The organism is Halomonas binhaiensis, from assembly GCF_008329985.2.
Taxonomy (GTDB): Bacteria; Pseudomonadota; Gammaproteobacteria; order Pseudomonadales; family Halomonadaceae; genus Halomonas; species Halomonas binhaiensis.
Window position 1 is genome coordinate 1,676,415 of record NZ_CP038437.2, and the last position, 21,731, is coordinate 1,698,145.

Consider the following 21,731-nt stretch of genomic DNA (forward strand, 5'->3'; position numbering starts at 1 on the left):
GAAATGGAGCCAATGTGAGCGAATATTCCGGTTGGATGCTATACAAGCGTCTTCTTGGCTATGTAAAACCTTTCTGGAAATCCTTCCTCGTTGCTGTGATCGGCTATGGTATCTACGCCGCCTCCAGCACTGCCTTGGCAGAGATGATGAAGCGCCTGATCGACGGTATCCAGAACCCGGATGCATCATTCCGGCTGTTCTTGCCGTTGTTCGTGGTGGTCATGTTTGCGACCCGTGGCGTGGGAACCTTCCTGGGTACCTATTTCATGAGCAATGTGGCGCGTAACATGGTGCATATGCTGCGTTGCGATGTGTTCAACCATATGCTGCGCCTTCCGGGGAGCTATTTCGACAACCACTCATCGGGGCACTTGGTTTCCCGAGTGACTTACCATGTGGAACAGGTGACAGGTGCAGGAACCAAGGCCATTACTGTCCTGCTTCAGGAAGGATTGTTTGTCATTGGCCTGCTGTGCTACCTGTTCTGGACCAACTGGATGCTGACCTTGCTGTTTCTGGCCGTGACGCCGCTGATTGGCGGGGTGGTCAGCTATACCAGCAAGCGTTTCCGGCGTATTTCACGCCGTCTCCAGCGTTCCATGGGAGATGTCACTCACGTTGCTTCAGAAGCGTTGACGGGATATCGCGTAGTGCGTACTCACGGCGCTGAAACGTATGAGCAGGAGCGTTTCCGTGCTGCCAGTGAAGCCAATCGTCGCCAGAGCTTGAAAGAGGCTGCTACCAAGGCCACCAGTACCCCTGTGATCCAGATTCTGGTAGCGATTTCGCTAGCTATTCTAGTGTGGTTCGCGATGTCTCCGGCATTGATGGACAATATGACGCCAGGCGAGTTCGTGGGATTCATTACTGCGGCATCCCTGATGGCCAAGCCCGTACGTTCTCTCAGTGAAATCAATAACACGATCCAGAAGGGGCTTGCCGCTTCCGGTGAACTGTTCGGCCTGCTCGATGAACCCCTGGAGCCGGATGAAGGCACTGTGGTGCCGGGTCGACTTGAGGGCCGAGTACGCTTTGAGAACGTGCATTTCGCCTATGGTGAAGACAAGCCTGAAGTGCTGAAGGGGATTGACCTGGATATCCGACAAGGGGAAATGATCGCCATTGTCGGGCGCTCGGGGGGCGGCAAGTCGACGCTGGTTGGTCTGCTGCCACGTTTCTACTATCCCACCGCAGGGCGCATTCTGATTGATGGTGTGCCACTGAATGACTATGAGTTGGCCCCATTGCGACAACAGATTGCACTGGTATCGCAGCAGGTAACGCTTTTCAATGCCACCATCGCTGACAACATTGCCTATGGTGTATCGAATCCTGATCGCTCTGCTGTCGAAGCCGCTGCTCGTGCAGCCTACGCCCATGAGTTCATTGAACGCATGTCGGAAGGTTACGACTCACTGGTGGGGGATAATGGTGTCATGTTGTCTGGGGGGCAGCGTCAGCGCATGGCGATTGCCCGGGCGATCTTCAAGGACTCTCCGATCTTGATCCTGGATGAGGCTACCTCTGCTCTGGACACTGAATCAGAACGCTATATTCAGGCTGCTCTGGAAGAGGTTTGCAAGGGTCGTACCACCCTGGTAATCGCTCACCGCCTATCCACCATTGAGCGTGCAGATCGCATTTTGGTGATGGAGCAGGGCGAGGTCATCGAGCAGGGTACCCACAATGAGTTGCTGGAGCGTGGGGGAGCCTATGCTGCCTTGTATCAGTTGCAGTTTCAGGAGGCCTGATGGGGCTCGCAGAGCGCTGGTTGAATGCGGCCTATCAGGGCGCGCCCTGGCTTGGTCTGTTGCGCCCACTGGAAGTCCTGTATCGCCGTGAAGTGCTTCGTCGTGCCAGAGCGTATAGTGAAGGCAGACGCTCGCGTTGGCGGGCGCCTGTGCCTGTCATTGTGGTGGGCAATCTGACGCTGGGGGGAACCGGAAAATCCCCTTTGGTAGCGTGGATGGGGCAGCATCTGGCGGCTCAGGGCTTTCGTCCGGGAATTCTGTCGCGGGGCTATGGTGGTAAAGGTCGGGGTGGTAAAGGTCGGGGTGGTAAAGGGGAGAGAGATAAAGGTCAGAGCGGCGGGGGAGCTTACCCGTTATGGCTGGAACTGGATACGCCTGTCGAGGAATGTGGTGATGAGCCGCGCATGCTGCATGACCAGACGGGGTTGCCCGTAGTGGTGGATCCAGACCGACCGCGTGGTGCTCGGCGCCTGATGGAAGGGGGGTGTGACCTGATCATTACGGATGATGGCCTGCAGCATCTCCCGCTGGATCGTGACCTTGAGATCGTGGTGGTCGATGGCCGTCGTGGATTTGGCAATGGCCGTTGCCTGCCTGCTGGTCCGCTGCGTGAACCTCTGGAGCGTCTGGGTAGTATCGATGCGCTGGTGATCAATGGTGAAGCACACCACGCTTTTCCAGAAGGGGCTCATGGCATGCGCCTTGAGCCGGCACGTTGGAGGAAGGTGAGGCGCGATGCAGCAAGTGCTGTGGAAACGGCCAGCTTGACGCCTTTCCCCTTTCTCACACCTGTCAAGGCGGTGGCTGGAATCGGCAATCCCGAGCGCTTTTTCAGAACCCTGGAGACTCTGGGTGTTGCCCACGACCCGTCCCCCTTCAGCGATCACCACCGTTTTCGGGCCGATGACCTGGTGACGAAGCCCGGCCAGGCATTGGTCATGACCGCCAAGGATGCGGTCAAGTGTCGTGATATTGCCCCCTCAGACAGTTGGGCTTTGGACGTGGAAGCCGTGCCTTCGGCCTCTTTCGTCGACTGGTTGGACAAACACACGGCACCCTGGCTGGGCCGTCGTGTTTCATGTACCGAGGAGACAAGATGATGGACAAGCAATTGCTGGCAATGCTGGTTTGCCCGCAGTGTCAGGGCAAGCTGCGCTACGACCGGGAAGCCGAAGAGTTGTGCTGCCAGTTCGATGGGTTGGCTTATCCGATTCGTGATGGCATTCCGGTGATGCTCATCGAAGAGGCGCGGCATATGAATGTCGATGAGACACTCAAGCGCTCTCCCGGACGTGCTGGTGAGGATGGGGAAGGGGCGCTGTGATGCAGGAGTTCATTGCTGTCATTCCCGCGCGCTATGGATCCAGCCGCTTGCCGGCCAAGCCGCTGGCGGACATTGCCGGGCGTCCCATGGTGGCTCGCGTGTGGGACCAGGCATGTCAGTCTGCCGCCAGTCGAGTCGTGGTGGCTACCGATGACGAGCGTATCCGTGATGTGGTAGCCGAGTTGGGAGCAGAAGTGCTTCTGACCAGTCCAGATCACCCTACGGGGACGGATCGTCTGGCCGAAGTGGCTGCTCGCCTGGAATTGGCCGATGACGCTGTGCTGGTGAATGTTCAGGGCGACGAGCCATTGTTGCCGCCAGCGTTGATCAATCAGGTTGCTGAACGCCTGATGCAGGATGAAGGCGCATCGGTGGCAACACTGGCCGAGCCCATCACGGATGTAGAAACGCTGTTCAATCCTAATGTGGTCAAGGTGGTGCGGGCGGCATCCGGTCGCGCTCTGACCTTTTCTCGCGCACCGATACCCTGGGACAGGGAAGGCTTTCGTGAAAAGCCTGCATTGCTGGAAACCGATGCCTGGTTGCGCCATATCGGACTCTACGCCTACCGTGCCAGCTTCCTGCGTGCATACAGCGAGTGGGCCCCGGCTGCGCTCGAGCAGCTTGAACAGCTCGAGCAGCTACGTGCGCTGTACTATGGGCACGAGATTCAGGTGGCACTGGCGGAGACGGCGCCTCCGGCTGGGGTAGATACCATGGAAGACCTGGAGCGCGTGCGTCGCCATTTTGTGCAGGATCCATCTGCAACATAGGTTTGGCAACATGCTTTCCAAAGCATGCTCTCCAGTAACATCGCGTCAGGATAGAGGTAAGGAATGCGCGTACTTTTCGTTTGCTTGGGCAATATCTGCCGCTCACCTACGGCTGAGGGAGTGCTGCGTCACAAGCTCGAGGTTGCGGGCCTGGCGGACCAGGTTGAAGTGGATTCCTGTGGCACAGGTGCCTGGCATGTAGGCTCTGCACCTGACTACAGGGCACAGAATGCGGCCAAGGCGCGCGGTATCGATATATCTGGCCTGCGCGGGCGTCAGTTGGCGGATAGCGATTTTGAGCGCTGCGACTATATGCTGGCGATGGATGGTGACAATCTGGCGGGTATCGAGCGCCTCAAGCCGTCGGGCTGCAAGGCTCATGTGGCGTTGTTCATGGCGTTTGCAGGAGAGCCTAATGGCGATGTGCCGGACCCCTACTATGAAGGAGGGTTTGATCGTGTCTATGCCATGATCGAGAGCGCTGCCGATGGTCTTGTGACGGAGCTCCGCCGGCGTCTGGCGGAGCCAACCGCAAGGGGCACATCACGGTGAGATCGATTGAACGGCATGATGTGGACCTGACGTCAGCCAACACCTTGGGCTTGCCTTGTCGCGCTGAACGAGTCGTGACCGTTTCCCAGCGAGAGCAGATAGTCTCACTGATGCAGCAGGGAGCAGGGCATCAGGACACGCTGACCATTCTGTCCGGCGGCAGCAACTTGATTCTACCGGAATATCTACCTGGGCTAACCTTGTGCCCGCAGTTGAATTACTGGTGGCTGGAGCTCCGTGGCGAAGATGCCCTGGTACATGTCGGTGCAGGGGTGGTCTGGCACCATCTGGTCATGTCCCTGGCTCAGGCCGGCTGGTGGGGTACAGAGAATCTAGCGCTGATCCCGGGCCACAGTGGAGCGGCTCCAGTACAGAATATCGGCGCTTATGGCGTCGAACTGGCTGAATTGCTCGAGTCTGTGACTGTGGTGCATGTCGAGGATGGCGCGACGCAGATGCTGGCTGCTACTGATTGTGGCTTTGGCTATCGCGAGAGCATCTTCAAGGGTGAGCTTGATGGTCGTGTGATCATCACTGATCTGGTGCTGCGTGTTGGCCGAAGAAGCAGGGCGCGTCTAGATTACGGTGATCTGGCCCATAGAGTCTCGGCAGAGCCTACTCCATTGGAAGTGGCCGAGGCGGTGTGCGCTGTGCGCCGCGAGAAGCTGCCCGATCCCGAAGTGCTGGGTAATGCTGGCAGCTTTTTCAAGAATCCTGTCGTGGCAGCAGATATCGCTGAACGACTCCTTGATGAATATCCCGGAATGCCACATTTTCCCCAGGGTAACGGTCGGACCAAGCTGGCAGCAGGCTGGCTGATAGACCGGTGTGGCCTGAAGGGCTGGCGCAATGGCAACTTCGGGGTGCATGAACGTCAGGCCCTTGTCCTGGTTCATCATGGTGGCGGTAGTGCCGGAGAATTACTGGCTTTTGCCGCTGAAGTGGCCTCGCGGGTTGAACAATGCTTTGGCATCGTTCTGGAAAGAGAGCCGAGGCTAGCCTGAATTATTTGATCCAGGCGTACTTTTCCCAATAAGCGGAAGACAGCAACACAATGCAAAAGCCCGCGGTCAATGACCGCGGGCTTTTGCGTATCAGCAGGGTAGCCTCAATTCTGCTGGCTATCTCCCGTCTGGACCTGTTGCTCGCGACGGCGTTGTTCGCGAGGGTCGTTATGGGCGCGACGGCGACGACGGCGTGATTGTGTCGTGGTCTCTGTCGTTTCCAGGGAAGATGCCTCTGTCACTGAAATATCGGGTTGTGGTTCGACCTTGGACTTATTGACCAGAACGTCAGCAGTAGCTTCAGCCTTTTCCTCGACCTTGGGCTTGTCAGCCTGGGCGACGGTAGTGGCTTCAACTTTTTCCTCGACCTTGGGCTTGTCAGTCTGGGCGGCGGTAGTGGCTTGAACCTTTTCCTCGACCTTGGGCTTGTCAGCCTGGGCGTCGGTAGTGGCTTGAACCTTTTCCTCGACCTTGGGCTTGTCGGCCTGGGCGATGGTAGTGGCTTCGACCTTTACCTCGACCTTGGGCTTGTCAGCACGGGCGTCGGTAGTGGTTTCGACCTTTTTCTCGACCTTGGGCTTGTCAGCCTGGGCGTCGGTAGTGGTTTCGACCTTTTCCTCGACCTTGGGCTTGTCGACCGGGGTGTCGGTAGTGGTTTCGACCTTTTCCTCTGCCTTGGACTTGTCGGCCTGGGCGATGGTAGCGGCTTCGACCTTTTCCTCGACCTTGGGCTTGTCAGCACGGGCGTCGGTAGTGGTTTCGACCTTTTCCTCGACCTTGGGCTTGCCAGCCTGGGCGTCGGTAGTGGTTTCGACCTTTTCCTCGACCTTGGGCTTGTCAGCACGGGCGTCGGTAGTGGTTTCGACCTTTTCCTCGACCTTGGGCTTGTCAGCACGAGCGTCGGTAGTAGCTTCGACCTTTTCCTCGACCTTGAGCTTGTCGGCTTGGGAATCAGCCTTGGTCTTGTCCTTCGCCTTGGTGTCGCTCTTGTATTCCGCCGGCTTTGTTTCTACTGCTGGTGCTTTGGCCAGGCTGTCGTCCGCAACTGCGGGGGCTTCTGCTGCCAAGGCTTTCAGGCGTTGCTGCTCAGCAAGCGATTCAGGGTTGATCGCATGGGTGCGTGTGCGACTGCGCGGGTTATTGCGAGTGCGCTTGGGCTTGGACTCCTTGGGAGTCTCCGCCACTACCGTCTCGCTTTTCTGCACGCTCTCGCGGACCTGGCTCTCTGAGCCTCTGGACTGGCTGGTCCGAGTATCATCCTGGCTGCGACGCGAACGGCTGCTGCGTCCCTCAGACTTTTCACTCTTTTCGCTGCGGCTATCGCGATTGCTGTCCTGTCGACGCTCCTGCTGCCGGCGATCATTGTCGCGACGCTCCTGCTGGCGACGACTATCCTGCGAGGATGAACTTTCCTGACTCTGTCGGTTCTCGCTGCGGCTGTCTTGGCGTGATGATGAGCGACTTTGGCGCTGCTGGCTGTTGCTACTGCTGCGACGGCTGCGCTGGCGATTATCCTGCCGGCTCTCGCTGTCCCGACTTGCAGGTGTCTGAGTCTCCTGGCCCTGGGACTGCTGTCCCTGATCACCAGCAGCCTGTTGCTGTTCCTCATTGCCCAGGAATCGGGCGAAGCCACGCACTAGTCGACCGAACAGGCCTGCATTCTGAACGCCTGCTGTGACCTGTGGTGCGGGTGCTGCTGTCGCACGACGTTCGGCGGACTCTTGCTTCTGCAGGGAAGCTGGTGCGGGCTCGTGATGGACCACAGTCTTCACTGCCGCTTCGGTGCGCTGTATGGGTTTTCCGAAGGTGGCTTCTGGCTCTTTGCCGACTTCGGTCTCCACCGATAACTCGAAGCTTGAAACCTGAGCTGTGCCTTCCTCATCCACATGATCGTCACGTAGACGCTGAACGTCGTAGTGAGGCGTATCCATTTCGGGATTGGGCAGCACTACCAGGCGCACACCTTGACGGCGTTCAATGTCTGCCAGTATTGCACGTTTCTCATTGAGCAGGTAGGTGGCCACAGGGACCGGCAGGATGGCACGAATCTGAGCACTACGCTCCTTCATCGCTTCTTCTTCGATCAGACGCATGATCGACAGCGACAGGGAGCGTACGTCTCGGATAGTGCCCTGGCCATCGCAGCGAGGGCAGACGACGCCACTGGTCTCTCCAAGAGACGGGCGCAGGCGCTGGCGTGACATCTCCATCAGGCCAAAGCGGGAAATGCGACCGATCTGTACCCGGGCGCGGTCGAGCTTGAGAGCATCACGCGCTCGGTTTTCCACTTCGCGCTGATTGCGTGATGGCCCCATGTCGATGAAATCGATGACCACGAGGCCACCAATGTCACGCAGACGCAATTGGCGAGCAATTTCGTCGGCCGCCTCCAGGTTGGTCTGCAGGGCGGTTTCCTCGATATCGCTGCCGCGAGTCGCTCGTGCAGAGTTGATGTCGATGGAGACCAGGGCTTCAGTGTGGTCGATGACAATGGAGCCACCAGACGGCAGCTTCACTTCACGCTCGTAAGCCGTCTCGATCTGTGACTCGATCTGGAAGCGTGAGAAAAGCGGGACTTCATCAGCGTAGAGCTTGATCTTTTGCTGATAGGACGGCATGACCTGGCGGATAAAGCCCAGGGCTTCCTGATGTACCTCAGGGCTGTCGATCAGCACCTCGCCAATGTCCTGGCGCAGATAGTCGCGCATGGCGCGGATGATGACATTGGATTCGCGGTAGATGAGGAAGGGGGCGGGGCGCTTGCCAGCTTCTTCGGTGATCGACTCCCATACCTGCACCAGATAATCCAGGTCCCACTGCAATTCTTCCGGCGAGCGCCCGATGCCTGCAGTGCGCACGATCAGGCCCATCTTGTCGGGGACCGTCAGTTGGCCCATGGCTTCCTTGAGCTGACTGCGTTCTTCACCCTCGATGCGACGTGAAATTCCTCCCGCGCGAGGGTTGTTGGGCATCAGGACAAGGAAGCGGCCAGCCAGGCTGATGAAGGTTGTCAGCGCGGCCCCCTTGTTGCCTCGCTCTTCCTTGTCAACCTGGACGATGACTTCCTGGCCTTCCTTGAGAACTTCCTTGATGCTAGGTCGGCCAGAGGGGTCCTTGAGGAAGTATTCGCGTGCCACTTCCTTGAGGGGCAGGAAGCCGTGGCGTTCAGCACCAAAGTCGACGAAGGCGGCTTCGAGAGAGGGTTCTACGCGTGTGATCTTGCCGCGGTAAATATTGGCTTTTTTCTGTTCTCGGGCACCGGATTCGATGTCCAGATCGTAGAGGCGTTGTCCATCGACCAGTGCGACGCGCAGCTCTTCGGGCTGAGTCGCGTTGATGAGCATCCGTTTCATGTTGTCTCGCAATATGGACGCGCCGGAGAGCGCCCATGGACGAGGCGTTGGCGAACCGCTGGGTGCTGCGTGCTTGTGCTCAGCGCATGTCGCGGATGCGAGGACTGCGCCCGGCCGTGACATGCCAGCATTGATGCGGGACATGGCGCGGCATGATCATGTTGAGTACGGGGCGGAGGGAGGACGTGTCTCGGTGGGATCTTCTGCCCATCCGGTCCTGCCATCACCGCCAACACCTGGCATTCATCGATTCACCGACGCCGGTTCTCCGGCACGGTGTTATACGTCTCTCGGCGCCGGGCGCCTCTGTTGAGATAGCGGCTGACGTCGAGCATGTGTTGTTACGTTTTAATTCTTCATGGCAGTAAGCGTCCGAGCCCGGGGCTCACTGCCAATATTTCTCTAGAGAAGCGTGCTAGCACTATTTCATCTAAGCACGGACTTATCTAGAAACCATTTCGTCTAGGTATTGTTTCCCAGCACAATTTTCTCTAAGTGCTATTGCTTTCTCTAAGTACTTCGTCGCTAGGCGTTCGCTCAGGCCTGCATGTCTGTCGGGCAGGCGCTTCTGTTGACCAGATTGAATCTGAGGAGCGAAAAAGCAATATAACAGCAATACCAAGGGCCAGCAATTGGCGGCACACTAAGCTAGAATGCCGCCTTTCCGCCGTCTGCAGGGTAATCCCTGCTTGACTGTCGTTTCATGTCCAGATTGCAAAGGAAGTTCTGATCAACTGTCGGCACGTTCCCAACATGGCGTTGTGCGGTGTTGGTTGTCTGCTCGTTCGGCAACTTGTTCACAGATTCCTGTAAGTGATTCGGCGGGAACGCAGTCTGCTATATGCATATGGCGAGGTGGTTTAATAGAGCGTGGAGTATTTATCGTGGCCGAAGGCAGAGAAGTACAGTGGGTGGAAGTCACTGAAGGGCAGGTTGGCCAGCGTGTCGATAATTTCCTGATGACCCGATTGAAAGGTGTGCCGCGTTCATTGGTGTATCGCATCGTGCGTAAAGGTGAGGTACGGGTCAACAAGAAACGGGTCAAGGCCGAGTACCGCTTGCAACTAGGTGATGTGGTGCGTGTTCCTCCTCTCAGGCTGGCGCCTCGGGAGGCCGTGCGTGAAGTCAGTGACAACCTGCGTAATCTGCTGGCTGGCAGCGTATTGCTCGAAGGTCCCGACTGGATGGTGATGAACAAGCCTTCAGGTCTTGCCGTACATGGTGGCAGTGGGGTCAAGATCGGCCTGATCGAGGCATTGCGGCAAGTGCGGGAAGATCTCGACTTCCTTGAACTGGTACACCGTCTCGACCGGGATACCTCTGGTTGCTTGTTGTTGGCCAAGTCCCGCCCTGCGCTGCTGACACTTAATACGGCTCTCAAACGTCATGAGATGACCAAGCAATACCTTGCTTTGGTAGCTGGCAGGTGGCCAGCACGACGTGATTTTGTCAGTGCTCGCCTGGATCGCTATGACGCAGGGAATGGAGAGCGCCGGGTACGAGTCGATTCTGCCGGCAAGGTGGCACGTACTCGCTTTGCCGTGCGCGAAGCCTTTGCGGGAGCCACATTGGTCGAGGCTGAGCCCATTACTGGACGAACCCATCAGATACGCGTCCATGCAGCCCATGCGGGGCATGCGCTATTGGGAGATGACAAGTACGGCACCAGGGAAGGCGAAAAGCTGGCGCGTGAGCTGGGGTTGGATCGCTTGTTTCTGCACGCGGCGGCCTTGACGTTTCCGGAGCCTTCCAGCGGGAAGCCGGTCAGGATTCGTGCCCCACTGGAGCCTGCCATGGATGCCGTACTTGAAAAGGCCCGGAGCCGCTGATTCAGACGCCATTGGCCTGGCCGGGTGGGGCTGGGCGTTCGCAGGATATAAATCCATAAAAAAAGATCATTTCTCTCGTGCCTATGGGCTTTGAGACAGTATGCCGCCTTCAACGGTGGAGACTCAGTAGGTCATGGTAAAGGCTTATCTCTGGAAAATGCGCGGCAACGAAGCCGCGTATCGGCGCCGGTGCTGGCGCGATATGTTGTGGTCGTGGTTTGGTGCTTTTGCGGGCATGGCCGGAGTCGGTTGGTTGATCGATGAGTGGCTGGTTACCCATACGTTGCTGATGATTGGCTCATTCGGGGCGACCTCCGTCCTGCTTTATGCCGCACCGGAAAGCCCGCTGGCCCAGCCGCGCAATGTGCTCGGCGGAAATATGCTCTCGGCACTGGTAGGGGTGCTTAGCTGGCAGTGGCTGGGGGATACCTGGCTGGCTGCGGCGATGGCGGTATCGACATCCATTCTGGTCATGCAGTTGACGCATACCTTGCATCCGCCGGGAGGTGCGACAGCGCTGATTGCGGTGATCGGTGCCAGCGAGGTACACGACCTGGGATGGACGTATGCATTGATGCCGGTAGGTGTCGGTTGTGCACTACTGCTGGTTGTCGCTGTGCTGGTCAATAATTTGGCTCGTCATCGTCGTTATCCGATGCACTGGTGGTAAATCTCGTCAATATTCAGAAAATTCTCATTCCCGAATGGCTCTTTCTGGATGGTGTCCGATGGGGAAATATGACAACTCTACTTCTACTGCGTCGCAATGGTGTGATGATGGAATAACAAGAGGAGAGGTGTCCTATCATGCGTATGGTTAGTGAAAAAGAACAATTTCCTGGGCACAGCGGTAGTGTGCTGGCAGCGCGCTTTGATCGACCGGCAGCGGGGGAGCCCCAGGCAGTGGCGATTTTTGCTCACTGTTTTACCTGTTCCAAGGATATTCTGGCTGCCCGGCGTATATCCGAACGCCTGGTTGAGCGTGGTGTGGCAGTACTGCGCTTTGACTTTACCGGCCTGGGGCACTCGCAAGGCGAATTTGCCAATACCCATTTCACCTCCAATGTCGATGATCTGGTCGCTGCAGCGGCTTTTCTCGAGCAGCGTGGGCAGGCTCCTGCATTATTGATCGGGCATTCGCTTGGCGGTGCTGCGGTGATTGCAGCGGCGACCCGGCTACCCTCTGTCAGGGCTGTGGCGACCATAGGGGCGCCCAGCGATCCTGCACATGTATTGCATAACTTTGGCTCGTGCCTCAACACCATTGAGCGCCAGGGAGAAGCGCAACTCACCCTGGCAGGGCGACCGTTCACCATTCGTCGCAGCTTTCTTGAGGATGTGAAGGCGCAGCAGCAGCGCCAAAGCATCATGTCATTGGGCCGGGCCCTCTTGATTCTGCATGCGCCCAGGGATGAGGTGGTAGGCATTGACAATGCCACCGAAATATTTACGGCTGCTCGCCACCCGCGCAGTTTCGTCTCACTGGATGATGCTGACCATTTATTGACTCGGGCTGAGGATGCCGAGTACGCCGCTGAGGTGATTGCCAGTTGGTCCTCGCGCTATCTGGGGCTTGTGGCGCCCACTCCGCCGCCAGATGCTCCGGAAGGGATCACCCGGGTCCTGGAAGCTGATCCTGAAGGCTTTCGCCAGGATATTGTTTCAGGCGTTCACTATTTACGAGCCGACGAACCCGAGTCATTCGGCGGCACGAACCTTGGGCTTACTCCCTACCAGCTATTGGCCGCTGCCCTTGGGGCCTGCACGTCGATGACTGTTCGCAGCTATGCCCGACGCAAGAAAATGCCGCTTGTCGATGTTGCCGTCGATGTCTCCCATGGACGAGTGCATGCCGAGGATTGTCAGGATTGCTCCAATCATGAATCCAAGCAGATCGATCGCTTCGAGCGCGTCCTGCATCTGACAGGAGGCCTCAGTGCTGAGCAGCGTGATGCACTTCTGGCCATTGCCGATCGCTGCCCGGTTCATCGGACGTTGGAGGCAAACGCCCAGGTAGTGACTCGGCTGGGTGACTAGTACCCCCTGATGCTCTGGTGGTGCTGTGCCACTGAGGCTGCGATGCACTATATCGTGCCCTGCTGTAGCGGTATCGCTGTAGTAGTATCGCTGTAGTGGTGTCATTGTGGTGGCTCAGTTGTAGTGGCATAGCTGAAGCCTGCAGTGGCAAAATTGGCGGCTTCCCATTCACTCATGGCGCAGGGGGGCTGTGTATTGCCATATGATCTGATCATCTTCGACTGGGACGGAACCCTGATGGACTCCATCGGCCGCATTGTGGGCAGCATGCAAGTAGCGGCCCGCGAAGCGGAGTGGGGGGAGCTTGAGGTGGAGGCGATACGCAACATCATCGGCCTGGGATTGCCTGAGGCAATCGAGGCCCTGTGCCCCGGGATCGGAGCCGAGCAGGCCGAGCACCTCAAGACCCGTTATGCCTATCACTTCGTCCAGGGCGATACCACGCCCATGACCTTTTATCCCGGCGTCATGGCCGGAATGGACCGCTTGGCTGCAAGGCCGGGTACGCGTTTGGCCGTAGCTACGGGCAAGAGCCGGAGAGGGCTTGATCGGGCGTTCCGTGAAACCGGTACCGGCCACATCTTTGCAGCCAGCCGTACGGCTGATGAAACGCGCTCCAAACCTCATCCTCAAATGTTGCAGGAGTTGCTGGCAGAGCTTGGTGTCGGCGTTGAGCGTGCTGTGATGATCGGTGATACCGAATATGACATGGAAATGGCTCGGGCCTTGAACATGGACCGCATTGCTGTCACCTACGGAGTGCATGCTCGTGATCGGCTTGAAGCCAGTCATCCCCGGCGAGTCATCGATGGCTTTCCCGAGCTGGTCGACTATTTGCTGGGAAATTGAAGGTGCAAAGGATGAGAGGGTGATATGAGCGATAAGAAGGATCGTGATCCCTGGACAGAAGGTGAGGGCGTCACGGCTGGCGGTGACTCGTCTCAAGTGCCTGCTGGCGAAGATGCTGCGACGCTGCGCGAGCGACAGCGTCTGGCTCAGGTGGAGATGATGGATCACTGGATTGGTGGTGTTCTCACTGAGCAGCGGCGTACTCGGCGTTGGAAGCTGTTTTTTCGTTTCTCCTTTCTATTGCTCTTTTTGACTCTGGTGGCATTGGTAGCCTGGGCTGTGCTGAGAGTGCCGATGGAAACTCCCTCAAATGAGGAACACCTGGGGGTGGTCCGTGTCGACGGGGTCATCTCACGAGAGTCTCCGGCCAATGCTGATCGAATCATCGAAGGTATCCAGGCTGCGTGGGATGCCGAGAGCAGCGTGGCCCTAGTCGTGGATATCGATAGTCCCGGTGGTAGTCCGGTTCAGTCCCAGCGTATCTACGATGAGCTCATGCGCCTGCGTGACTCCGGGGACAAGCCGATCATCGCCGTGATCGAGGATATCGGTGCCAGTGGTGCTTATTACATTGCGTCCGCCGCCGATGAGATCGTGGCTGCGCCCGCCAGTCTGGTGGGGTCGATAGGCGTCATTTATTCAAGTTTTGGGCTGGAAGGTGCTATCGAGCGCCTTGGGGTCGAGCGGCGAGTGTTCACTGCCGGCGAGAACAAGGCTTTTCTCGATCCGTTCACCACGATCAAGCCTGAGCAGCGGGAGTTCTGGCAGGGTGTGCTTGAAACCACCCATCGCCAGTTCATCAATGATGTCAAGGCAGGGCGCGGAGACCGCCTGAGCGATGATCCGCGCTTGTTCAGCGGGTTGGTGTGGACAGGTGAGCAGGCAATCGATGAAGGGTTGGTCGACCGCCTGGGGACAATTGAAGATGTGCTGCGCGAGCAGTTGGGTGATGATGATCCCCAGCTCAAGGACTACACTCCGGCGCAGGATCCTTTCGAACGTTTGAGTCGTCGCTTCAGCGATGTGGCTGCCGAATGGTTGGGTGTGCCACAGGCAAGTTCACCGGTACGCTATCAGTTGCCCTGATTCCTGGCTGCTCAATCCCCTGTCAACCAGGATGAGCTGAGAGAAGTGGGTCGAGGCCGGCTTCTCTCAGCCATTGACACAGGCGTATCAGGGGCAAGCCGATAAGGGTGTTGGGATCATCGCCTTCCAGGCGTTCGAATAGCGTGATGCCCAGACCTTCCAGGCGAAAGCTGCCTGCGCTATCCAGAGGCTTTTCTCGAGCTACGTAAGTGGCAATTTCAGCCTCGCTGAGCATGCGAAACACGACATCGTAGCGTTCATGGCTGACGCGGTGGCTTGAGCGGGCGGTGTCGATCAGGGCTAGCCCTGTCAGGAAGCTGACGCGATGTCCTGAAAAGGCGCTCAGGTTGGCACGAGCACGCTCTTCGGTGTGAGGTTTGCCGAGAATCTGGTCATCGAATACCGCTACCTGGTCCGAGCCGATGATCAGATGGTCGGGGTAACGGTCAGCCAGGCGTTCCGCCTTGGCAAGTGCCAGGCGATGCACCAATGCGGCAGGAGACTCTCCTTGTAGAGGTGTTTCGTCGATGTCAGGACTATCCCAGGTGAAGGGCAGGCTAAGGCGTGACAGCAGGTCTCGACGCCAAGGAGAACTGGAAGCTAGAACCAGAGCGGGCATGCATATCTCCTGATGCAAATGGGGGTATAGAACTTTCAAGATACCAATGAATTCTAACCTGTTAGCTATATGGCTTTGACAGAGACTTACCGAGTGCCTATCATTGCGCGCCTATGTTGACCTCACGATTGCCCGGCCGGGTCGAGCCATACAAGCTCGCCGCCCATGCCGAACACCTTGATGGCCTAGTGGCATTGGCCGATATGAGTCGCCTGACCGAAGAGGCAGGGGCTCAACAGGGCGACGCCAGCGTTTGGCTGGAGTTCGCTATCGACGCTCAGGGGCGTCGGGTGATCCGGGGGCGCCTGGAGGCCGAATTACAGCTGCCTTGTCGTCGCTGTCTCGAGCCTATGGCCCAACATGTTGCGAGCGACTTCCAGCTCGGGCTCGTTTCCAGTGATGACATGGCCGCCAATCTACCAGCTACCTATGAACCGGTACTGGTGGAGAACGAACAGCTGAGCCTGCTGGGCGTGATCGAAGATGAATTGATTCTTTGCTTGCCCCAGGTGGTTTACCACGACGAGTCAGAGTGCCCTGTCTCGCGAGAACAGCTGAGCAGCGGGGTGGAAGCCGAAGTCTCGGAAGCGCCCTCTGGCAATCCCTTCGAGGTGCTCAAGCGCCTCAAGGGCAATACCGATACCTGATCGATTTTTTTGTGGAGTGATTCCTCATGGCAGTTCAACAGAATCGTAAAACCCGTTCCAAGCGTGGCATGCGTCGCAGTCACGACGCGCTGAGCGCACCGACCCTGTCCCAGGACAAGGAAACTGGTACGACTCACCTGCGTCACCACGTTTCTCCGGATGGCTTCTATCGCGGTCGTAAGGTCGTCGACGCCTAAGGCGACGACGTACCTGATATCGCCTGGCCGCTGAGATGCGGATTGCCGTTGATGCCATGGGCGGGGACAAAGGTCCTCATAGTGCTGTGGCAGGCGCGGCCAGTGCGATGGTAGAAGACCCCAGTCTCGAGATTCAGTTGTTCGGCCCTGTTCGTACTCTGGAAGACGAGATTTCACGCCTGCCGCGGCCCCTGGCTGCGGCGGCGTCACGTCTGGACCTGAGAGATGCGCCGCAGGTGATCTCCCAGGACATGCGTGCATCCCAGGCGTTGCGCCATGGGCAGGCATCCAGTATGGCAAGAATGCTGGAATGCGTGGCCTCCGGTGATGCGCAGGTCGGTGTCAGCTCGGGAAATACCGGAGCCTTGATGGCGTTGTCCCGGCGAGCCCTGGGGACGGTGGCTGGTGTGCCTCGTCCTGCCATCAGTACAGCTATTCCTACCCGCAACGAGGGGCGTTGCTACCTGCTTGATCTGGGAGCCAATGTCGATGTCAGTGGTGACCGTCTCATCGACTTTGCCCTGATGGGTGACATCATGGCGCGCCATGTGGATGGCATCGCAGCGCCGCGCATTGCGTTGCTCAATGTGGGGGTAGAGTCGACCAAGGGGGCGGCCAGCGTACTTAAAGCCGATGCTGAGCTTCGGCGGATTTCCGGTCTCAATTATCAGGGCTTCATCGAGGGCGATGGCATCTTCGCCGGTGAGGTTGATGTGGTGGTCTGCGATGGCTTTGTCGGCAATGCCGTGCTCAAGGCCAGCGAAGGATTGGCGAGGATGCTGGTGCAGCGTGTCCAGGCCACCTTTGAAGCGCATTGGGGCAGCCGCCTGGTGGGCCTGCTTGCTCGCCCTGCGCTGAAACGTTTGAAGAGCGAGCTGGATCCGGTTCGCTACAATGGCGCCAGTCTGCTTGGGCTGGCGGGTATCGTTATCAAAAGTCACGGCAGCTGTGATGCCGCCGGCTTCCACTATGCCCTCAAGCGGGCAGTACAGGAAGTTCGCCGTGATTTGCCGAGCCGGCTGGAAGCTGAGCTCGTCAATCGCCGTCCGCTGCCACCTTCCTCCGAGGAGGGTGGCTCGTCCCATGGTCGGGCAGTGGTACGGTGACCAACAAGAGCATAGGTGATCGACATGACACAACCGCTTGCCCTCATCTTTCCTGGACAGGGCTCCCAGCAGATCGGCATGTTGCGCGAGCTGGCTGAGCGCTACAGCGTGGTGAGAACCACTTTCGAGGAAGCGGCAGACGCCCTTGGCTACGATCTATGGAAAGTGGTTCAGGAAGGCCCCGTGGAGCAGCTCAATGCAACTGCCTGCACGCAGCCAGCCCTGTTGGCTTCCAGTGTTGCCATTGCGCGAGTCTGGCAAGAAATGGAAGGCCCGCGTCCCGGAGCCATGGCCGGTCACAGCCTGGGGGAATACAGCGCCATGGTGTGTGCCGGCGTGTTGTCCTTCGCTGACGGTGTGCGCCTGGTGCGCTTGCGTGGCGAAGCCATGCAGGAAGCCGTGCCGGAGGGCGAGGGTGCCATGGCAGCCATTCTTGGTCTTGAGGATGCCGCGGTAGAAGAGGCCTGCGCCAAGGCTGCCAACGGCGACGTGGTTGCTGCAGTCAACTACAATGCTCCGGGACAGGTGGTTATTGCAGGCGCCAAGGCAGCGGTAGAGCGCGCGATTGCTGCCTGTCAGGAAGCGGGTGCCAAGCGCGCCATGCCATTGCCCGTCTCTGTGCCGTCTCACTGTGCTCTCATGCGCCCAGCTGCGGAGCGTTTGTCAGAGGCCCTTGACGCCATTGAACTGCGTGCCCCACGTTATAGCGTGGTGCAGAATGTTGATGCGCAAGCGCATGCCGATATCGGTACTCTGCGGACGCGCCTGGTGGAGCAGTTGTATCAGCCGGTTCGCTGGGTCTCTTGCGTAGAGTCCATGGTGAATAATGGTGCTGAGGTGTTCATCGAGTGCGGTCCTGGCAAGGTTTTGACCGGCCTTAACAAGCGCATTGCCAAGGGTAGTCGTGGGCTGGCGGTCAATGATCCGGACAGCTTGATCGCTGCGCTGGAGCTGGCCCGCGAGACCCTGTGATCTGATGCCCGGTCACTGGTGCCAGGGGTGATCGGGTCGTATATGACGAATCAACGGAAGTGATCATGACAACCGAGCGTAGAGTCGCCCTTGTAACAGGGGCCAGTCGTGGCATTGGCCGCGCCATCGCACATGAGCTGGGCCGTCAGGGCCGTATCGTGATCGGTACTGCTACCTCCGAGGCTGGTGCCGAGCGCATTGATGCCGACCTCAAGGCGAATGGCATCGAGGGTGCTGGTCGCTGTCTGAACGTGACCGATCAGGCTGGTGTTGATGCCTTGATCAAGGCTGTCAGCGATGAGTTTGGTGCGCCGACCATTCTCGTCAATAATGCTGGTATCACTCGCGACAACCTCTTGATGCGCATGAAAGAAGATGAGTGGGACGGTGTGATCGACACCAATCTCAAGTCAGTCTATCGGGTCAGCAAGGCATGCCTGCGCGGCATGACCAAGGCTCGTTGGGGGCGTATCGTTTCCATCAGTTCTGTGGTGGCAACCATGGGCAATCTTGGCCAGACCAACTATGCTGCGGCGAAAGCGGGTATGGAAGGTTTTTCCCGGGCTCTGGCCCGTGAGGTGGCTTCCCGGGCAATCACTGTCAATTCGGTAGCTCCAGGCTTCATCGCTACGGATATGACAGAGGCATTGTCCGAAGAACAGCAAACGATGCTCAAGGGGCAGGTGCCTCTGGCTCGTTTGGGACAGCCCGAAGAAATCGCGGCAGCGGTGGGCTTCCTGACATCGGAGTCAGCCGGTTATATCACCGGAGAAACTCTGCATGTCAATGGCGGTATGAATATGCGCTGATCGCACGCATCGCGTGTGTTGCGTCGACCCCGAGGGGGCTATAAACTACCCCGCAGTTTATTTGCGGATTTAATCGGCTGATCATCAGAACGGCTAACGTGAACGACTGGAGTATGTCTAAATGAGCACCATCGAAGAGCGCGTGAAGAAAGTTGTGGCTGAGCGCCTGAACGTCAAGGAAGAAGATATTCAGAACACATCTTCCTTCACCGAGGACCTGGGCGCTGATTCCCTGGATACCGTCGAGCTGGTGATGGCGCTGGAAGAGGAATTCGATACTGAAATTCCTGACGAAGAAGCCGAGAAGATCACCACCGTTCAGGAAGCTATCGACTACGTCAACGCCAACCAGTAAGACTGTGCAGCACTGTTCTGATGCAATGGCACGGAACATGCCTGTGAGTCTGTTGGTCGCGATTGATATTGCTTGCTGTCGCTATTGCTGAGGCAGTCAAGACGGTCGAGACAGTTGCGGGAGCTTGCCTCCCGGAAAGCCGCCCCAGAGGGGCGGCTTTTGCATATCAGGTACGCTTGGTGGAAGTATCTCCTGACGGTGGCGATAGATGGTGGCCAGAGGGGGAGCGCTGTGGCGTCAGTCTCGGTATAATGCGCGCAAAGCGGTAGTTGCCTGGAAGCGCGCCGTGAATATATTGGTTGTCTGGAGGAATGCTGATGTCTCGCAGAAGGGTAGTGGTGACCGGAGTTGGTTTGGTCACGCCGGTGGGTAACACCGTCAAGGAAAGCTGGGAAAGCATCCTGGCTGGCAAGAGCGGTGTAGCGCCTATCGAGCACTTCGATGTCAGCGGCTTCAATACGCGCTTCGGCGGCTCGGTCAAGAATTTCGATATCAGCCCGTATCTGAATCCCAAGGATGCGCGCAAGATGGATCTCTTCATTCAATACGGTGTGGCCGCTGGTGCGCAGGCGATTGCCGATGCCGGTATTGAATGCAGCGATGAGAATGCTGATCGAATTGGTGTTGCCATCGGTTCCGGTATCGGTGGGTTACCAATGATTGAGCAAAACCACAATGCGCTGCTCAAGAGTGGAGCTCGCCGTATCTCACCATTCTTCGTGCCAGGCTCCATCATCAACATGATCTCGGGAAACCTGGCTATCCAGCATGGTTTCCGTGGCCCTAATATTGCCATTACCACCGCGTGTACCACCGGTACCCATAACATTGGCTACAGTGCACGCACCATTGCCTACGGTGATGCCGATGTGATGGTCTGTGGTGGTGCAGAAATGGCTACCACGCCATTGGGCCTGGGGGGATTCTCTGCTGCCCGGGCACTGTCCACGCGCAACGATGATCCGGCTGCGGCTAGCCGCCCCTGGGATCGTGACCGTGATGGGTTCGTGCTGTCTGATGGTGCGGGAGTCCTGGTCCTGGAAGACTACGAGCATGCCAAGGCGCGTGGTGCCAATATCTATGCTGAAGTGGTTGGCTTTGGCATGAGCGATGATGCCTATCATATGACGTCTCCGCCCGAAGATGGGCGTGGTGCTGCTGCTTCCATGGCCAATGCCATCAAGGATGCCAAGCTTGATCCGTCCGAAATCGATTATATCAATGCCCATGGTACATCTACGCAGGCTGGTGACTTGGCCGAGAGCCGCGCAGTCGAGAAGGTCATGGGGGTCTCAGCATCCAAGGTCGCGGTCAGCTCGACCAAGTCCATGATCGGCCATCTGCTGGGCGCGGCTGGCGCTGTCGAAGCTGTATTCAGCATCCTGGCCATTCGTGACCAAGTGCTGCCGCCGACCATCAACCTGGATAATCCCCAGGAAGGGTGTGTGCTGGATTATGTGCCGAATACAGCGCGCGAAGCCAAGGTTGACGTTACTCTGTCGAATTCGTTCGGCTTTGGTGGTACCAATGGCACCCTGATATTCAAGCGTGCCTGATGGTTGTAGCATCAGTGCCGTCTCTACCTTTTGATGACCGAGGCCTGGCGTATGGCGATGGTCTGTTCGAGACGGTGCTGGTGCGTGATGGCAATGCGGTGTTATGGGAACAGCATCTGAGCCGTTTGATGCTCGGCTGTGAAGTGCTCGATATCCCTGCGCCTTCCCGCGATCAGCTTGATGCCACCCTGTCTCGGCTCGGCGATGGATTGCAGGTGCTCAAGCTGATCTATACCCGGGGCAGTGGCGGTAGAGGTTATGCACCGCCTGCGAAAGCGTCCCCTCGCCTGTACTGGCAGGCGACACCATTCTCTCCCCAGCAGGCGCGTTGGAAACAAGGCGTGCGGATAAGGCTGTGTCACATGAGCCTGGCCCGTCAGCCGAGGCTGGCTGGCATCAAACATATGGCCCGCCTTGAAAACGTGCTGGCACGCAGCGAGTGGCATGACCCTGATATTGCCGAGGGGCTGGTCACTGATGGTCATGGGCGGGTGGTGGAGGCCACGGCGATGAACCTGTTCTGGTTGTCGTCATCGCAGCCGATGCCTTGTACGCCGTCGCTGGAACACTGCGGTGTCCTTGGTACCTTGCGACAGGTCATGCTGGATGCCGGTGAGCTCATGATTGACGAGCTTGGTGTGGATGAACTGGCAGGTTGTCAGGCACTTTGGGTGGGTAATAGCGTCCAAGGTCTATGGCCGGTGGTACGACTGGATGACACTGAGGGCCGGATATTGGGTGAATGGCCAATCACTGCAACTCACCGGCATCTGCAGAGGCTGGCTCATGACCACCTTGGCTATCCAGCTATTTGATCTGTAAGAGATTCTGTTGATCTGTAAAAGTCCTGGCTTGTATGAGGCCGTCTTGCAGCGGTTCCTGGCTAAGGACCTCTGAACGAAGGACCTGAGG

General features: G+C 57.9%; 21 protein-coding genes. 19 read left to right on the forward strand and 2 right to left on the reverse strand.

The genetic code is table 11. The features are described 5' to 3' along the window. Positions 1-35: 35 nt before the first annotated feature. From msbA to murB, 6 genes are all read left to right on the forward strand, one after another. Entirely contained in the window at positions 36-1,751 is a 1,716-nt protein-coding gene (msbA, locus tag E4T21_RS07325; protein ID WP_149287092.1) for a lipid A export permease/ATP-binding protein MsbA, read from the forward strand. Continuing rightward, positions 1,751-2,851 carry a tetraacyldisaccharide 4'-kinase gene (lpxK, locus tag E4T21_RS07330; RefSeq protein WP_149284377.1) on the forward strand — a complete coding sequence of 367 codons (1,101 nt, stop codon included), beginning with the start codon at positions 1,751-1,753 and terminating at the stop codon, positions 2,849-2,851. The genes msbA and lpxK overlap by 1 nt, the downstream gene beginning before the upstream one ends. Continuing rightward, positions 2,851-3,075 (forward strand): Trm112 family protein, encoded by a 225-nt coding sequence (locus E4T21_RS07335; protein WP_149287093.1) that lies wholly within the window; start codon positions 2,851-2,853, stop codon positions 3,073-3,075. The genes lpxK and E4T21_RS07335 overlap by 1 nt, the downstream gene beginning before the upstream one ends. Further along, positions 3,075-3,848, forward strand: a complete 774-nt coding sequence (gene kdsB, locus E4T21_RS07340) for a 3-deoxy-manno-octulosonate cytidylyltransferase (protein WP_149284378.1) — start codon at positions 3,075-3,077, stop codon at positions 3,846-3,848. The genes E4T21_RS07335 and kdsB overlap by 1 nt, the downstream gene beginning before the upstream one ends. Positions 3,849-3,911: 63 nt before the next feature. Continuing rightward, on the forward strand, positions 3,912-4,400 hold the full coding sequence (locus tag E4T21_RS07345) for a low molecular weight protein-tyrosine-phosphatase (protein ID WP_149284379.1): 489 nt from the start codon (positions 3,912-3,914) through the stop codon (positions 4,398-4,400). Then, positions 4,397-5,404: a UDP-N-acetylmuramate dehydrogenase gene (gene murB, locus E4T21_RS07350; protein WP_149284380.1), complete on the forward strand. Its 1,008-nt coding sequence runs from the start codon at positions 4,397-4,399 to the stop codon at positions 5,402-5,404. Before E4T21_RS07345 ends, murB begins: the two co-directional genes overlap by 4 nt. A 104-nt stretch (positions 5,405-5,508) precedes the next feature. Here the strand turns inward: murB and rne are convergent, their stop codons facing one another. After that, entirely contained in the window at positions 5,509-8,757 is a 3,249-nt protein-coding gene (rne, locus tag E4T21_RS07355) for a ribonuclease E (protein ID WP_149284381.1), read from the reverse strand. An 884-nt stretch (positions 8,758-9,641) separates the two neighbouring features. Between rne and E4T21_RS07360 the strand changes: the two genes are divergently transcribed. The 5 genes from E4T21_RS07360 (at position 9,642) to sppA (ending at position 14,558) form a co-directional block, all read left to right on the forward strand. After that, positions 9,642-10,586 carry an RluA family pseudouridine synthase gene (locus tag E4T21_RS07360; RefSeq protein WP_149284382.1) on the forward strand — a complete coding sequence of 315 codons (945 nt, stop codon included), beginning with the start codon at positions 9,642-9,644 and terminating at the stop codon, positions 10,584-10,586. A gap of 133 nt (positions 10,587-10,719) precedes the next feature. Continuing rightward, positions 10,720-11,256 carry an HPP family protein gene (locus E4T21_RS07365; protein WP_149284383.1) on the forward strand — a complete coding sequence of 179 codons (537 nt, stop codon included), beginning with the start codon at positions 10,720-10,722 and terminating at the stop codon, positions 11,254-11,256. A 137-nt stretch (positions 11,257-11,393) separates the two neighbouring features. Then, on the forward strand, positions 11,394-12,623 hold the full coding sequence (locus E4T21_RS07370) for a bifunctional alpha/beta hydrolase/OsmC family protein (RefSeq protein ID WP_240349321.1): 1,230 nt from the start codon (positions 11,394-11,396) through the stop codon (positions 12,621-12,623). Positions 12,624-12,818: 195 nt separating this feature from the next. Continuing rightward, on the forward strand, positions 12,819-13,472 hold the full coding sequence (locus E4T21_RS07375) for an HAD-IA family hydrolase (RefSeq protein WP_149284384.1): 654 nt from the start codon (positions 12,819-12,821) through the stop codon (positions 13,470-13,472). 24 nt (positions 13,473-13,496) lie between these two features. After that, the gene (sppA, locus tag E4T21_RS07380) at positions 13,497-14,558 is read left to right on the forward strand and encodes a signal peptide peptidase SppA (RefSeq protein ID WP_149284385.1); all 1,062 of its coding nucleotides are present in this window, start codon (positions 13,497-13,499) and stop codon (positions 14,556-14,558) included. Positions 14,559-14,580: 22 nt separating this feature from the next. Here the strand turns inward: sppA and E4T21_RS07385 are convergent, their stop codons facing one another. Beyond that, entirely contained in the window at positions 14,581-15,177 is a 597-nt protein-coding gene (locus tag E4T21_RS07385; RefSeq protein WP_149284386.1) for a Maf family protein, read from the reverse strand. A gap of 113 nt (positions 15,178-15,290) precedes the next feature. On the opposite strand from E4T21_RS07385, the gene E4T21_RS07390 reads away from it, so the two are divergent. The 8 genes from E4T21_RS07390 to pabC all read left to right on the forward strand — a co-directional run bounded on the left by E4T21_RS07390 (position 15,291) and on the right by pabC (position 21,634). Next, positions 15,291-15,824 (forward strand): YceD family protein, encoded by a 534-nt coding sequence (locus tag E4T21_RS07390; protein WP_149284387.1) that lies wholly within the window; start codon positions 15,291-15,293, stop codon positions 15,822-15,824. A 26-nt stretch (positions 15,825-15,850) separates the two neighbouring features. Beyond that, a complete protein-coding gene (gene rpmF, locus E4T21_RS07395) occupies positions 15,851-16,021 on the forward strand; it encodes a 50S ribosomal protein L32 (protein WP_021820795.1) in 171 nt (56 codons plus the stop codon). Between the two features lie 35 nt (positions 16,022-16,056). Continuing rightward, positions 16,057-17,127: a phosphate acyltransferase PlsX gene (plsX, locus tag E4T21_RS07400; RefSeq protein ID WP_149284388.1), complete on the forward strand. Its 1,071-nt coding sequence runs from the start codon at positions 16,057-16,059 to the stop codon at positions 17,125-17,127. Positions 17,128-17,151: 24 nt separating this feature from the next. Continuing rightward, on the forward strand, positions 17,152-18,099 hold the full coding sequence (gene fabD, locus E4T21_RS07405) for an ACP S-malonyltransferase (RefSeq protein ID WP_149284389.1): 948 nt from the start codon (positions 17,152-17,154) through the stop codon (positions 18,097-18,099). Positions 18,100-18,164: 65 nt separating this feature from the next. After that, a complete protein-coding gene (gene fabG / locus E4T21_RS07410; RefSeq protein ID WP_149284390.1) occupies positions 18,165-18,908 on the forward strand; it encodes a 3-oxoacyl-ACP reductase FabG in 744 nt (247 codons plus the stop codon). Positions 18,909-19,029: 121 nt separating this feature from the next. Beyond that, positions 19,030-19,263, forward strand: a complete 234-nt coding sequence (gene acpP, locus E4T21_RS07415; RefSeq protein ID WP_136255400.1) for an acyl carrier protein — start codon at positions 19,030-19,032, stop codon at positions 19,261-19,263. Between the two features lie 317 nt (positions 19,264-19,580). Next, positions 19,581-20,819, forward strand: coding sequence for a beta-ketoacyl-ACP synthase II (gene fabF / locus E4T21_RS07420; protein ID WP_149284391.1), 1,239 nt, complete (start codon positions 19,581-19,583; stop codon positions 20,817-20,819). Continuing rightward, positions 20,819-21,634, forward strand: coding sequence for an aminodeoxychorismate lyase (pabC, locus tag E4T21_RS07425; RefSeq protein WP_149284392.1), 816 nt, complete (start codon positions 20,819-20,821; stop codon positions 21,632-21,634). Before fabF ends, pabC begins: the two co-directional genes overlap by 1 nt. Positions 21,635-21,731: the final 97 nt, after the last annotated feature.